Here is a 14,359-nt window from a genome sequence, read left to right as displayed (position 1 = left end):
CGCTGGACCGGGCGCCGACACTGGACCAGTTGCTGCCGGGGCTCGCGCCGACGGCGGACCGCGGGTTCACGGCGACCGAGTACACCCGTCCCGGCGGTCTGACGGTCCCCCTCGGTCTGATCGACAAGCCGTTCGAGCAGCGGCGTGAGGTGCTGTACCGCGACTTCTCCGGGGCGGCCGGTCACATGCTGGTGGTGGGCGGCCCGCAGTCCGGCAAGTCGACCCTGCTGCGGACGCTGATCTCGTCGTTCGCCCTCACCCACACCCCGCGGGAGGTGCAGTTCTACGGCCTGGACTTCGGTGGTGGCGGCCTCGTCTCGCTGGCGGACCTGCCGCACGTGGGCGGCATGGCGTCCCGGCTGGACCCGGAGCGGGTGCGGCGGACGGTCGCCGAGGTCGGCGGTGTGCTCAACCGGCGCGAGGAGTTCTTCCGCGCGCACTCCATCGACTCCGTCGCCACCTACCGGCGCAAGCGCGCCCAGGGGGAGCTGCCCGGTGAGGAGTGGGGCGACGTGTTCCTGGTGATCGACGGCTGGGGCGGTTTCCGGTCCGAGTACGAGGGCCTGGAGCAGGTCGTCACCGAGATCGCCGCCCGGGGGCTCGGGTACGGCATCCACGTGGTGATCAGCGCGGCCCGGTACATGGAGGTACGGGCGCAGCTGAAGGACCAGGTCCTGGGGCGGCTGGAGCTGCGGCTCGGTGACGTCATGGACTCGGAGTTCGACCGCAAGGTCGCGGCGAACGTCCCGACCGGGGTACCGGGCCGGGGGCAGGTGCCGCAGAAGCTGCACTTCATGGGGGCGCTGCCGCGTATCGACGCGGTCAGCGAGGCATCCGACCTGTCGGAGGGGACCGCCGCGTTCGTGGCCACCGTGCGGTCGAACTGGGCGGGCCCGCCGGCCCCCGCGGTGCGGCTGCTGCCGCGCAAGCTCCCGGCGGACCAGCTGCCCAAGGGGTTCGAGTTCCCGGAGCGGGGAATCGCCTTCGGCATCGACGAGACCTCGCTGGAGCCGGTGTTCGTCGACTTCGAGACGGATCCGTTCTTCCTGATCTTCGGGGAGAGCGAGTCCGGCAAGACCAACCTGCTGCGGCTGATCGCCAAGCAGATCGCGGAGCGCTACTCCCCCGACGAGGCGAAGCTCGTGGTCGGCGACTACCGGCGTGCGTTGTTGGGGGCGCTGCCGGAGTCGCACCTGCTGGAGTACGCGCCGATGGCGAGCTCGATGCAGATGCACATGGAGGCGCTGGCCGGGGTCTTCGCGCGGCGGCAGCCGCCGACGGACGTGACGCCGCAGCAGCTGCGGGACCGCAGCTGGTGGTCGGGGCCGCAGATCTTCATCATCGTGGACGACTACGACCTGGTGGCGACGAACGCCGGCAACCCGCTGGCCCCGCTCGCCGAGTACCTGCCGTTCGCCCGGGACACCGGGGTCCGCTTCATCATCGCGCGCAGCTCGGCGGGCGCGTCCCGGGCGATGTACGAGGGCTTCATGCAGCGCATCAAGGAGCTGGGCGCGCAGGGCGTGGTGCTGGCGGGCGATCCGTCCGAGGGCGAGCTGATCGGCCCGGTCCGGGGCCACGCGATGCCGCCGGGGCGCGGTTACTTCGCCTCCCGCCGTCGCGGGACGCCGCTGGTGCAGACGGGCCGGCTGCCCGAGCAGCGCTGAGGGGTGACCGGGTCGCACCCGGGCCTCCTCTGTGGGCGCTCCGTGTATTAGCTTGTCTCGATGTGGCCTACACGGAGCGCCCGGCCCGGGGCCACGGGGTCGGTAGGACCGGGCGCCGATGTCGTCGATACGGGGGATTTCATGGGCTTCGACGAGGAATGGAGCCGGCTGCGCTCGCAGGCGGCGGAGCAGCAGCAGGGCACGTCCATGCGGCTGAACGGCGCGGACGACGGGCCGCTCCCCGGTCTCGGCGGTCAGGCGGACCTGGCGTCGACGCCGGCGGAGAAGAAGGCCGCGGCGAACACCATAGAGAACGAGCTGGAGCCGAACACCAAGAAGGCCACCGACTGGGCGGACGAGGCGTCCGCCACGGCGGTCAAGGAGTTCGACGGCTGGGACACCGGAGCGGGGCTGAAGAAGGTGACGGAGACCTGGGACAAGCAGGTCAAGGTGCTGATGGGGCGTCTCTCCTCGGAGAAGAACGCGCTGCGCGGCGCGAACCTCTACTTCAACAACAACGAACTCGACATCAACGCGCAGTTCTCGCCCCTCCTCACACCGCGGACGGGGCCGTACGCCTCCGGTCTCAACGGCGTGTAGGCGCGTGTCCGTACGAAAGGGAACAGGTGTGACGAGCGGAACCCGGCACGTGCCGGCCTGCGCGGCGGTCCTGGCAGTGGCGTTGCTCGCCGGGTGCCAGGGGAGCACGGACGACGGGGCCGGTGCCGACGGTGTCCCCGTGAGCGTCGAGCGACTGGCCGAGATGGCGGACGAGGTCGGCCCCTACGGCTCCGACACCTGCCCGCTCCCGTACGACTTCGCGAAGGCCGCGTCCACCGCGGAGATCACGGAGGAGGCGGGCGCCGGACCGGCGCCCGGGGACAGCCAACCGGCCGTCGTCACCGCTGAGAACGGTTACAAGGCGAAGAAGGACGAGCCGTTCGCCTTCAATCCCGGCGCACTGGTCAGCTGCTGGTTCCACGTCGGCGGGCAGTCGGTGGAGGCCCACCTCATCGCCGGAGAGAAGCCGCAGCCGGAGGCCCTGCTGTCGCCCACGCTCGTGGCGGCGTCCGACCAGGACCCGGACGAGCTCGGTCCGTATTTCCGCAGGACGGGGAAGGCCGAGCCGGGCAGCCCGGTGCCGGGTACGACCGGTGACTACGTCACCGTCCGGGTCGAGCCGGAGGGTGAGGGCCACGCGGCGCTGCTGCTGACGCTGGGCAGGACAAAGGGGCCGCACTTCGGCGAGGAGCGGCTGGTCGCCCTGAGCCGGGCCCTGTACGAACAGATCAGTTAGCCGGACGGACGCGCCGCCGCCGCGGCGCCGGGTAGTGACGAACCAACGGGGAAGAGATGCTCACGTATCACGAGGTCATGACCATCGATCTGTCCCAACTGACCACTGCCGCAGGCAAATGGGACGACATGGCCGCGGAGATCAAGAAGGTGGAGGACCGCTACAAGGAGAGCGTCCAGAGCATCACGCTCGGACCCTCCTGGCAGGGGCGGAGCGCTTTCAGCGCACACACCAACTTCGCCGCGACGCGGTACGAGTACACGGCGGCGCAGGCCGAGGCCAAGGCCATAGCCTCGCTGCTGCGGGACGCGCACGCCGACTTCGTACGGCTGCGGAAGAACCTGGAGAGCAAGGTCGCCGAGGCCGTCAAGGCGGGGATGAAGGTGTCCGAGGGCGGTGTGGTCACCTACGACTACACCAAGCTCACGGAGGGCGAACGCGCCGCGCTGCGTCACGACCCGGACTACGCCGCGAGCATCCGCACGGCGGTGACCTCCTGGTCGGACGCGGTGGCCGACTGCGTCAGGGCCGTGGACGACGCCGACCAGGGCGTGAAGATAGCCCTGGACGCCGTCACGGTGGACAGTGTCACCGGCGACAAGAACGACGAGACGTTCGGTGTCGGCTTTAACGGCAAGCCGCTGGACGACATCGAGGAGTACGAGGCGGCCCACACGCAGGGGATCGCCACCCGGATCAACAACGGTGACAAGGTCTCCGCGGCGGACATCGCGGAGTTCCAGCGTTCCGTCCGCGACAACGGGCACGACAAGGCGTTCTCCCAGACGCTGCTGAACGGGCTGGGGCCCGAGGGCCTCATGAAGGTCAACTCCAAGCTCAACGACCGGGCCTTCGACTCGGACAAGAAGCACAAGAGCCAGTACCTGGAGATCCAGCGCGGGCTGGCCAACACGATGGCCACCGCCACGAAGGTCCCCGGCAGCGTGCGGGACGCCCCGCCCGGATCGCCCGCCTTCAAGAAGTGGGTCGCGAGCGGCGAGGGGAAGTTCTACCGGGAGTGGACGGACAAGCTCGACGAGGCCGGTACCAAGAACCTCGGCAGTGGCGCCCAACCGCTCTACGGCTACCAGTCCCTCGTCAGCCTGATGCAGCACGCGGACCAGCCGTTCGACGACCAGTTCCTGTACGAGATGGGTGAGGACCTCATCGCCCTGGACGAGAAGTCCCCGCAGTACTTCGAGCAGTGGGGGGCCTTCAGGGACGGCGTCGAGACGGACCCGCTGGACGGTCTCCTCGGGGTGATGAGCAAGAACCCCGACGCGGCGACCGCCTTCTTCGACCCGGACGGCAACGGTTCCGGCGCTGATCACGTCGACAACGACCACCTGGCGTATCTGGCGGGCCACGGTGACGGTACCCGGGAGTGGCCGAAGCTGCGCGTGTCCACCGGTATGGCGCCCGTCGTCACCGACGATCCGACGAGCCACATGGGACTGGGGCTGGCCCTGGAGTCGGCTGCTACGGGACATCTCCCCGCCCAGGAGGGTGAGCCCGGCCGCGAACCCGGCCCGCACACCGCCGCGCAGGCGCGGGTCATGCAGGGCACGATCGAGGCACTGGACGCCGGAGCCGACGGGGAGTCCGTGCACCGGAACATGCAGAAGAACCTCGGCCGGGCGATCGCCGACTACGCGGAGGACAACCACTACATCCTCGCGGAGATCGGCACCAAGCACGGGAGTCCGGCCGGCCTCGGCGCCGTCTGGCAGACAGGGGACGACGCCGGAATCACCGTCGGCAAGGACAGTCTCATGCGTGTCATGCGAGGCGTCTCCGCGGACGACCAGACGGCCGCTCTTCTCCAGGACACCCAGCGCCTCTATGCCATGGACCGGTTGTCCGAGGCCCCCGAAGCGGCAGGCGAGGGATTCGAGTCCTGGAAGAACCCGGCGAGCGAGTTGGGTGCGGTCAACGGGGCCATGAACTCCATCGGTTCCGATGTCATTCTTGACGAACGGGACGGGAAGGTGGCAGCGGTCAACGACGTGGCGCGGTACGCATACCACCTCGGCGGCGCGCCGATCACCGGGCTGCCGGTGATCGGCGACACAGCTCAGCGGCTCGTGGACGCCGCGACGTACGAGTGGTCCAAGGAGGTCACCGCCACCGCGGAATCGGCCGCCCAGGAGGCGGACTCGAAGCACTACGCAAGCGGCGTCTCCGGCACCTACGACCTGATCGACGCGTGGGCCCGGGACCACGGGATCGACATCGACGACGAAGAGAACACGGCGAAGGACCCCCACTGGGACGCGTGGCGGGCCATGCGCCGCGAAGCCAAGCAGTCCTACGAGTCCTCGCGCGGTGACGCGGCGGTCAACCTGGGATGGGAGTAGCCCGGCCCGGGCCGAAACGCCCCTCCCGCACATCCCCGGATCGGCGGTCCACCGTCATCCCGAACAGAAAGCGCACCGGCGTGATCACACTTGTCCCCCGCTCCATGGTCGGCCGGGCCGTCGCCGCTTCGGCAGCCGCACTCGTCGTCGTGGGCGGGCTGCTCGTCGGATACGGCGGCAACGTCTTCGGACCTGACCGGCTCTGTGGTGGCTGGATCGCGGCGGCCGACGCCGGACGGGCGCTGCCGGGGGGCGGGAGACTCACCGCTTCTCAGGACTCGGCGTCCACCTGCACGGTGGAGCGGAGCGGCTGGTGGCCGTGGAGTCAGAAACGGCGTCTGACTCTCGCGGTGACGTCGCAGAAGCCCCGCTTCCCGTTCGAGTCGTCCCTGTGGAAGGCGTCGGGGGCCTCCGGTGTACTCGTCGGTCCGACCACCGGAGCGGTGGACGGCTGGGGCGGCTGGGCCTTCCTCCCGGAGGGTTGCACGGCCGAGGCGCCCGGGACGAAGACTGGCGAACGGCCGACCGTCCAGCTGTCGCTGTCGGACCGCGAGGGCCTGGACGGCACCGCCCAGGTGCTCTCCGCCGCGGTCCAGGGGGTGTCCCGGCAGTCCGGGTGCGGTGAGACCGCTCCCTCCGCTCCGGACGGAGCACTGCTGCGGCCGTCGGCGGTCAGGGACTCCGCCCTCGACGAGGTGTGCGGGGTTCCCGGTTTCGCGCTGCCCGCCCTGCGGGGTCCGGGCGGCGCCCAGGCGCGCGAGCAGACGTCCGGCTCCTTCGACTCGGCCTGGTTCTGCGATCTGTCGTTCGCGGGGGACAAGGACGGCCCGTTCACCAGGATCGGCTTCGTGAAGACCCCGGAACTGGCGGCCTCCTTGCAGGGCACCGGGGTTCAACGGCTCACCTGCGGGGGTCAGGAGACGTATGTGGCGCTCGACGACCTGTCCTACCCCTGGGGAAGCTGCTCGTCGAGCACCTCCCCGCGTCGGCGGCGTGCGGCTGAGCGGCCCCCGCCCCGTCCTCCGGTTCCGGTCACCCCGGTGCCGGCGAGCAGGAATAATCGACGGCCAGGCCGTAGGCACGAACACCCGGCGGTGGCGTTCGGCCGCCGCAGAGAAAGGCGTCTGATGGGCACCCAGCAGGAGAAGGACGAGCTGTACGCACTCGACATCTCGGGGGTGGAGTGGCTGAGCGCCCCCGGCACCGAGGAGGCGGAGGAGCGGGTGGAGATCGCCCATCTGCCGGGCGGGGCCGTCGCGATGCGGTCCTCGCTCGATCCGGAGACCGTGCTGCGCTACACGGAGGCCGAATGGCGTGCCTTCGTACTCGGGGCGCGGGACGGCGAGTTCGACCTGAAGTAGGCGGACGGGAAAAGGGCCGGCCTGAATCGGGCGGACCACACGGAAGAGGGGCACGGCCCGGTGGGCGTGCCCCTCTTCCGTGTGTGCGGACGGATCAGAACGCCTCGGTGAACAGGCCGGAGGCCTTGTGGTCCGTGGCGCGGTAGCTGTCCTTGCCGTTCTCGATGATCTTCGCGATGCCGTCGAGCTGCAGCTTCATGTGGTCGGCCCGGTTGTGGTACTCCCTCTGCAGGCTGAGGTACTGGCCGTGGGCGACACCGTCCCAGGTGTCGGTCACGACCTTGATCGCGCTGTCCATCTCGTCGAGGTCCGCGCAGATCTGGCGTGAGACCGCCCGGAGACGGTTCGCCATCTCCTGGACCGACTCGTACCTGACCTTGGTGCTACTCGGGTCTCCGGACATCTGTCTGCTCCTCCGGTGTCGGGCGTACTGCGGTGTGCGTGAGGGGTACTACGGTGCGGCTCAGAGGTTGTTGAGCCCTGAGGTGTTGCCGCCGCCGGCCATCGGCTGGATGGCGGCGAAGGCGGCGCGGACCTCCTCGTCGTTGGCGTTGCTGAGATTCTTGGTCTGGCTGACACCGTTGAGCAGAATCTGCAGCTTCCGCCGGATCACGTCGTGGTCCTCGTTGAGCGCGATCTGTGCCTTCGTGAAGCCGGACGCGCCGACGCCCGTCCAGCCGGCGCTGACGGTGGCGATGATGTCGGCCAGTTCACGCGACTGCTTGGAGACCGCCTCGGCGGTCAGGACGATCTTGTTCTTCGCCTGGACGATCGGATCGTCGGCAAGTCCGAAACCCGAACCGGTGTCACTCATCCGGAGGTCCTATCTCTCAGTTCCCGGAGCCGTCCGCGGGTCGCGGACAGGCTGGTGGATGCACGGGTTCTTAGAAGCGTCCGGCCGTGCTCGCGCACGCCGGAACCGGACTCGGCCACTTCTCGTTCCCCCGTCACACACGTGAAGTCCCTACCACCCTAGTCACATCATCAGCTCCACCCAACCGGACTTCCGGTGAAGAGGGGCACCTCACCGGACGGCACATTCACCGCGGACCGCGCCGACGCCGGACATCCCGGACGACCGTCGCGGTACCGGCGACGACGCACACCAGGACGGCCGCCAGGGCCACGGCGTAGGTGGCGTACCGCTCGCTGCGTTCCTGGGGGGTCTCCGACATCGCCAGGTAGGCGGGTTCGGGCGCCGGTGCCTTCGGCGGTGCGGGATCCGGACTGGGGGCCTGCAACGGGACGTCGTCCTTGTCGCCGGCCAGCGCCCGTACCGGGTCGACGACGCCCCAGCCGACGAACGCGTCGTGCCCGTTGACGGAGCGCTCCGCGGTCTGCTCGATCCGGGCGACGATCTCGTGGGCCTTCCAGTCGGGGTACTTGGCGACGAGGAGGGCCGCGACCCCGGCGACGTACGGCGCGGAGAAGCTCGTGCCGTTGTCGGTGCACTGGCCGTTGCCGGGGACGGTGGAGACGATGTCCACACCGGGCGCCGCGACGCCGACGAACTCGCCGGCCTGGGAGAAGGCGGCGCGCTCGTTGTTGCGGTCGGAGGAGGCGACGGCGAGCACCCCGGGGAAGGCGGCGGGGTAGGTCTGCCTGAGCTTGCCGTCCATGCCGTCGTTGCCCGCGGACGCCACCACGACGATGTCCTTGGCGAGCGCCCGGGCGACCGCCCTGCCCAGGTCGGAGTCCTCGGTGAGCGGCTTGGTGGTGTCCTGGGAGATGTTGATGACCCTGGCCCCCTCGGCGATCGCGTGGTCGATCGCGGTGGCCATGGTGGTGTCCTTGCCGCTGTTCTTCTCGTCGTTCTGCCGGATCGGGATGATCGTGGCCTCGGGGGCCAGTCCGACGAACCCGGTGCCCTCGCGGGGGCGGGCCGCGATGATGCCGGCCACCTTGGTGCCGTGACCGACCTCGTCACCGGTGCCGTCGCTCTTGCCGCCCTTGAGGAGATTGCGTCCGGCGGAGGTGTCGACGGCACCCTTGAGCTGCGGGTTGGTGTTGTCCACGCCGGTGTCGATGACCGCGACCCGGACCCCCTTGCCCTTGGTGTCCTGCCAGAGTTCGTCCAGCATGACGCGCTGGAGCGGCCACGGGCGGCCCGCGAACTGCTCCTTCATCGGGAAGGTGCACTCGCCGCTGCCGTCGAGGCCCGCCTCCGCCGTCCGGTCCGGCCCCTCGGCGGCGTACGCGTACGCGGTGTGCGGCGCGACGAGCGCGGCCAGGGCGGCGGTGGCCGCCGTCAGCGCGGCCGTCTTCCGGTCCAACATGTGTCCCTCTCCCCCGGGTCCCGCGTCCGTCACTTCCTGGCCGCCCCCGCCGTCAGGAGGTCTGGGGCTGGCGTGCGCTGTTGGTGTCGAGCCGTGGCCCCTTGGACAGGAACTCGGACCAGGCGATCGGTACGAGCGAGGGGGTGACCTTCTCGTAGCCGAGGCGGGTCTGCGCCTGGCTGGCCTCGGGCCTGCCGTCCTGGCTCTGCCGGCCGGTGTCCCCGGCGCCGATGTCGGAGCGCTCCGCGTCGCTGTCCCCGTTCGCCTGGACCGCGTACCGCAGTCCCGTGTCGGTCACCAGGAAGAGCGAACCGTCCGGCTGCGTCTGGTCGCCCCGGACCTGGGTGTAGAGCAGGCCGCTGCCGGGCGTGACGTAGGTACTGGTGCCGCCGGCGGTGATGACGGCGGGGTAGGCGGTGCCCGCCCAGGTGCTCAGCGTCGTACGGCCCTTGCCGTCGACCTTGCGGAGCACGCTGCACACGGTGTCCCGACTGCCGTCGCCCCCGGTGGAGTTGACCTGTTCCGCCTTGCGGTCCGGCCAGTGGGCGGCCTGGCCGGCGAAGGTCTGCGGATCGGGCACGAAGTCCTGGAGGCCGACCGGGCGCGCCTCGCTGGCGAGGTCGAGGCCGGCCGTCTGCGGCGAGTTGATCAGCAGCCAGGCGGTGAACTCGGAGACCGGCTGGACCTTGCCCTCCAGCACGACGTAGTAGGCCGTGCCCTCACCGGTCTTGGTCCGCAGGACCATCCCGACCTTGTTCTCCTCGTCGTCGAGCTGCCCCTCGACGTGCGCGGGCGCGCCGACCGTGCCGGGGATCCGCGGGAAGACCACCGGGCTGCCGTCGTGCAGGGTGGCCAGCCAGTCGTCGGTGACGGCCTGCGGGGCGTTCGTCAGGTGCCCGTCGTCGGCGGCGCTCTCGTCGATGCGGTACTTGGTGCCGGCCGCGTCGACGAGGTAGCGGACCTTGTCCTGGCCCTGGACGTACAGCACCTGGCCGCCGCCGAGCCGGCCCTTGCCCTCCGTCAGCTTGTCGTCCCGTGCGGCGAAGACGAAGGCGGCCTTCTGTACGGTGCTGCCCTTGCCGCCGGGCTGTTCGCAGACCGCCCAGCGCTTGGCGGTACCGGCGTCCTTCTCCTCGGGGAGCCGGTCGGGGGCGTACGGGATGCCGAGGATCGGCCCGCGCGGGGGCTTGCCCGCGTCCAGGATGTCGTCGCCGACCTGGACCACGCCGAACTGCTGCGGGTTCAGCAGCAGCCGGGCGGACGCGAGGTTGAGCACGGGGTGCAGGAGGGTCTTCTTGTCCTTGCCCTTGCCGGTGGTCAGCACGACGTACCGGGTGGTGGACTGCTTGCCGACGATCACCTTGGTGCCCGGCTTGTCCCAGTCGTTGGGCGCGGACGGCTTGAACATGCCCCAGGCGCCGAAACCGGCGACGACCAGGGCTCCGACGATCAGGCTGGGGACGACGGCGCGCAGCGGGCGCGGTGCGCCCTCCTCGGTACCCGTGGAGGAGGGTTGGAGGAATGCGGCCACCGTGCGCTTCTTCGCAAAGGTGTACGCGTTGAGCTCGTCCCGCCGTGATGCCATGAGTGTGTCTGTCTCCCGTGTCTCCCCGCGCGGCCCAGGAGCGTACGCCTCTCCGTCCTCGGCAGCCGGACGGGATGCCGGACCCTGGCGCCGGACCCGGCCCCCTACTATGCCTGCTGACCGTGCGCACCGGTGGGGCGGGTAGGGTGATCCAGCCGCCGAAGCCCCGGCTGGAGCGGGGCGGTCGGGTTGAGTTGGGGCCTTATGAACGGGGGAATGCCGGAATGATGGCTTCCGCGACGCGGACACGTCCGGCCGGGGACGCGCGGCCTTCCGGAGGCCCGGCGGCCGGTGGCCCCCGAGGCTCCCGTCGCGGCTCGCGCACCGCGCGTACCGGCCCCGGCTCCACGGCCGCGCCCCGGCCGGACGGACGCGCCGGACAGACCGGCCCGTTCCGATTGCAACAGCTCGTACTCGTCGAAATCGCCGCCGCGCTGCTGCTGACCGCCTGGGTGATCGAGCCGCTGCTGCTGGTGCCGGCCGGTGTCGTCGCCGCGGTCCTGGTGGTGCTCGCCGTGGTCCGCAGGCACCGCCGGTCGCTCCCGGAGCTGTCCGCCCGTCGGCACCGAGCCGGGTCTGGCCCCCGCCGTGGAGTGCGAACCCGCCCTGCGCACCTATGCGTTCAGCGACCGGGACCGCCGTCCGGTCGGCATGATCGGGGACGGCACGTACCTCTCCGCGGTCGTCCAGGTCGAGTCGGACGCGACCGCCCTGCGGCCGGACCGCTCGGCGCACCCGCTGCCCCTGACGCTCGTACGGGACGCTCTGGATGTCGACGGGATCCGGCTGGAGTCGGCACAGGTCGTCCAGCACACCCAGCCCGCTCCCGCCCCGCATCTGCCGCAGCAGTCGGTGGCCGCCCGCAACTACGCGCCGCTGCAGGCGCAGACGGGAGCGCCGGCGCTGCGCATCACCTGGATCGCGCTGAAGCTGAACCCGGAGCTCTGCCCCGAGGCGGTGGCGGCGCGCGGCGGCGGGATCGTGGGCGCGCAGAAGTGCGCGGTCCGGGCGGCGGACCAGCTGGCGAGCCGGCTGACCGGCGCCGGGTTCCGCGCGACGGTGCTGACCGAGCAGGAACTCACCTCGGCGATCGCGACCTCGGCCTGTGTCAGCCCGCTGGCGATGACACAGGCGAGCCGGACCGAGACGCCGGGCCGGCGCACCGAGGAGACCTCGCGCACGTGGCGCTGCGACGACCGGTGGCACACCAGCTACTGGGTGAGCCGGTGGCCGCACCTGGGCGACGGAGGAGCGTCGATGCCGCAACTGGTGGCGCTGCTCACCTCCGTCCCGGCGCTCGCCACCACGTTCAGCCTGACGCTGGGACACGGCGACCGCTCGGCGGTCTCGGTCACCGGGCACGTCCGCATCACCGGGCGCAGCGACGAGGAGTTGCTCACCGCCCGCCATGAACTCGAGCGCACGGCACGCGGCGTCAAGGCGTCGCTGGTGCGGCTGGACCGCGAACAGCTGCCCGGGGTGCTCGCCACACTGCCGCTGGGGGGTACCCGCTGATGTCCGCCACGACGCGTCCGCGGTCCCGGCTCGGTTTCGGTCTGATCGGACCGCGCCGGGGCCGCCACACGGTCTCCTTGGACCAACTGGGCTCGCTGGGGCTGCCGGTGGGGGACGACGGCACGGTCGTCGGGGTGGACGCCGAGGGGCGCCCGGCGGTCCTGGGCATCAACCGGCCCACCCCGTACGAGGTGACGCTGATCGGCGGTCTGTGGACCGCGCAGGTGCTGGCGCTGCGCTCCGCGGCGACGGGTGCCCGGATCGCCGTGGAGACCGGTCGCGCACAGGCCTGGACGGCCCTCGCCCAGGCGGCGGGCGGCGGGCAGCCGTGCATCTCGCTGCACGATGTGGGGCGGGTGCCGCCGCAGGGCGCCTCGGCCGGGTCCCCGGTGGTCGTCGTGCGCGACTGCGGCATGCGGCCGCCGCGCGGGCGGGTGGTGGCGGGACCCTGGCAGTCGGTCGTCACCCTGCTGCCGTATCTGAGCCCGGTGGCCCCCCGGTTGATGGCAAAGTCCGCGCTGGTGGGCATCCAGCGGGTGTCCCCGGACGAGGCGGCGAAGATCGGGCGGATACTGAACCTGCCGGCCGCCGAGGCGCAGGCGCTGTCCACGCTCGCCGACGGGGTCACCTTGTGGTGTACGGACCGGGACCGGCAGTTCGTGATGACCCAGGCGACGGACGCCGAGACCGGGTTGCTGGGCGGCGCGCGCCGGATGGACTGAGTGGCCGGACGGCTGGGGCGCGTTGCCGGAATCGTCCCGCGATGCGCCGCCCGGGCCGCGCTTTCGTCCGCTTCGGGCCGCCGGGCCCCGCACCGGGCGACAGGTGTGGGCGGTACGTGACCTCCTGAACGGTCTTTCCCCGGGGTACGCCCTGCCTCGGCACCGCCCTTGGCGATTAGGGTGGGTGGGGCGCGGCAGAGGAACCTGCGGACAGGCACTGCGCGTCGCAAGGGGGAGAGCCGGGCGGATCGGACAACGGGAACGGTCGCCCCCACCCACCACGGCACAAGGGTGCTCGACCACACCAGGAGGCAAAGTGAACGGCGATCGGGACGAGATCCGCGGGGGATGGAACACACCCGTCGACGAGTCGTCCGACGCGGAGCCCGCCGAGATGACGGGTGAGTTCACCATCGACTACACCCCGCCGGCCTGGTACACGCAGAACGCGTCGGGGGACTCGTCCGGCGGCGCGGGGGCGCATCTGGCCCCGCCTCCGCCGCAGGGACCGCCGCTGGCCGTGCCGGGGCTCCCGGCCGGGGGCGGTTTCCAGCCCAACTGGCCGCCGGCCACTCCGGCGGAGTCCGAACCGGCGCCGCCCGCGTCCGCGCCGTCCGCGGCCTCCACCCCGTCCGAACCGCCCGCCTCGCCTTCCGCGCCCGGTCCTGTCTCCTCCGCCTCGGCGGGCGCGGGCCCTCAGGGGCCGGACGAGCGGCAGGCCCCTGGTCCGTTCGGCGGCGGGGACGTGGAGAGCGGGGCGACCATGCGGTTCTCGCCGGCCGCCCTGAAGCGGGAGATCGCCGAGAGCCAGGCGGCGGCCGGAGCCGGGACCGCGGACCTCGCCTCAAAGGCTCCGGAAGCCGCCCCCGGGACCGGCGACACCCCGGCCCCGCCGGACGCCTCCGTCCCCGAGGGGTCCTCGGACACCGCGGACCACGGCGGGACGACGGAGGCGAGCGCCACCGCCCCGGACGCCAGCGCCCCGGACACCACCATCCGGGACGCGGACACGGCGGACGGGACCGCGTCAACCGCGGACCCGGCGGACACGGACCCGGCGGAGCCCGGTGCGGAGGGGAGCGGCGCGGCGGAGCCCGGCGCCCCGTCCGACGCGACGCCCGGACAGGAGGCGCAGGCGCAACCGCCGGCCGCGCCCACGGCCCCGGCGGCCACCGGCGCACCGCCCGCCGACACCCCCCAGGACTCCCCGCCGGCGAACGCGCCGGCCCCCTGGCCGCCCGCTCCCCCCGCGCAGGGCGCCCTCCCGCCGCTGCCGCCCGCCTTCCAGCCCGCCGCGCCGCAGCCCGGCGCCCCGCAGCCGGCACCGCAGTGGCCCGCGTCCGCCCAGCCTCCCGCGCCGGCGTCCGGCGCCGGAGCGCCCGCCGGTTACGGGTTCCCGCAGGCCCCCGCGCCCGGAGCCGCCCCCGCGCCCCAGCCTCCGGCCCCGCCGAACCCCCATGCCCCGCAGGGTGGTTACGGGTTCCCCCTACAGCAGCCGCAGCAGCCGTACCCCGCACCGGGCGCACCTCAGCCGCCGCCGGCCACCCCCGACGGTCCGCAGGGCGGTTACGGCTTTCCC

11 protein-coding genes and 1 pseudogene are annotated in these 14,359 nt (G+C 71.9%); 8 read left to right on the top strand and 4 right to left on the bottom strand.

What is annotated here, in order from left to right; all coding sequences use genetic code 11:
* From eccCb to IH13_RS0123315, 5 genes are all read left to right on the top strand, one after another.
* A partial coding sequence (eccCb, locus tag IH13_RS0123340) for a type VII secretion protein EccCb (protein WP_031087481.1) occupies nt 1–1,667 on the top strand: 1,667 nt, incomplete at its 5' end.
* Between the two features lie 141 nt (nt 1,668–1,808).
* Nucleotides 1,809–2,267, top strand: coding sequence for a hypothetical protein (locus IH13_RS0123335; protein WP_031087479.1), 459 nt, complete (start codon nt 1,809–1,811; stop codon nt 2,265–2,267).
* A 139-nt stretch (nt 2,268–2,406) separates the two neighbouring features.
* Nucleotides 2,407–2,964: a hypothetical protein gene (locus tag IH13_RS0123330; protein ID WP_234433370.1), complete on the top strand. Its 558-nt coding sequence runs from the start codon at nt 2,407–2,409 to the stop codon at nt 2,962–2,964.
* A gap of 77 nt (nt 2,965–3,041) precedes the next feature.
* A complete protein-coding gene (locus IH13_RS0123325) occupies nt 3,042–5,321 on the top strand; it encodes a DUF6571 family protein (RefSeq protein ID WP_234433369.1) in 2,280 nt (759 codons plus the stop codon).
* A gap of 1,127 nt (nt 5,322–6,448) precedes the next feature.
* Nucleotides 6,449–6,682 (top strand): DUF397 domain-containing protein, encoded by a 234-nt coding sequence (locus IH13_RS0123315; RefSeq protein ID WP_014048676.1) that lies wholly within the window; start codon nt 6,449–6,451, stop codon nt 6,680–6,682.
* 94 nt (nt 6,683–6,776) lie between these two features.
* Here the strand turns inward: IH13_RS0123315 and IH13_RS0123310 are convergent, their stop codons facing one another.
* The 4 genes from IH13_RS0123310 to eccB all read right to left on the bottom strand — a co-directional run bounded on the left by IH13_RS0123310 (nt 6,777) and on the right by eccB (nt 10,543).
* Complete coding sequence (locus tag IH13_RS0123310) at nt 6,777–7,085, bottom strand: WXG100 family type VII secretion target (protein ID WP_031087473.1); 309 nt, start codon at nt 7,083–7,085, stop codon at nt 6,777–6,779.
* A gap of 60 nt (nt 7,086–7,145) precedes the next feature.
* On the bottom strand, nt 7,146–7,496 hold the full coding sequence (locus IH13_RS0123305) for a hypothetical protein (protein ID WP_031087471.1): 351 nt from the start codon (nt 7,494–7,496) through the stop codon (nt 7,146–7,148).
* 226 nt (nt 7,497–7,722) lie between these two features.
* Complete coding sequence (gene mycP, locus IH13_RS0123300) at nt 7,723–8,958, bottom strand: type VII secretion-associated serine protease mycosin (protein ID WP_031087470.1); 1,236 nt, start codon at nt 8,956–8,958, stop codon at nt 7,723–7,725.
* Nucleotides 8,959–9,010: 52 nt separating this feature from the next.
* Nucleotides 9,011–10,543 (bottom strand): type VII secretion protein EccB, encoded by a 1,533-nt coding sequence (eccB, locus tag IH13_RS0123295; RefSeq protein WP_031087468.1) that lies wholly within the window; start codon nt 10,541–10,543, stop codon nt 9,011–9,013.
* A gap of 224 nt (nt 10,544–10,767) precedes the next feature.
* Between eccB and eccE the strand changes: the two are divergent.
* From eccE to IH13_RS43530, 3 genes and pseudogenes are all read left to right on the top strand, one after another.
* Nucleotides 10,768–12,058, top strand: a pseudogene (gene eccE / locus IH13_RS38220) (type VII secretion protein EccE).
* Nucleotides 12,058–12,780, top strand: a complete 723-nt coding sequence (locus tag IH13_RS0123285; protein WP_031087466.1) for a hypothetical protein — start codon at nt 12,058–12,060, stop codon at nt 12,778–12,780. The pseudogene eccE and the gene IH13_RS0123285 overlap by 1 nt, the downstream one beginning before the upstream one ends.
* Nucleotides 12,781–13,096: 316 nt before the next feature.
* Nucleotides 13,097–14,359: SCO5717 family growth-regulating ATPase (locus IH13_RS43530; RefSeq protein ID WP_031087465.1), on the top strand; the 1,263-nt coding region annotated here is incomplete at its 3' end.

The organism is Streptomyces sp. NRRL WC-3549, assembly GCF_000721935.1.
Classification (GTDB): Bacteria; Actinomycetota; Actinomycetes; order Streptomycetales; family Streptomycetaceae; genus Streptomyces.
Note: the sequence above shows the minus strand (reverse complement) of the source record. Positions and strands in the feature narration are given on the sequence as shown.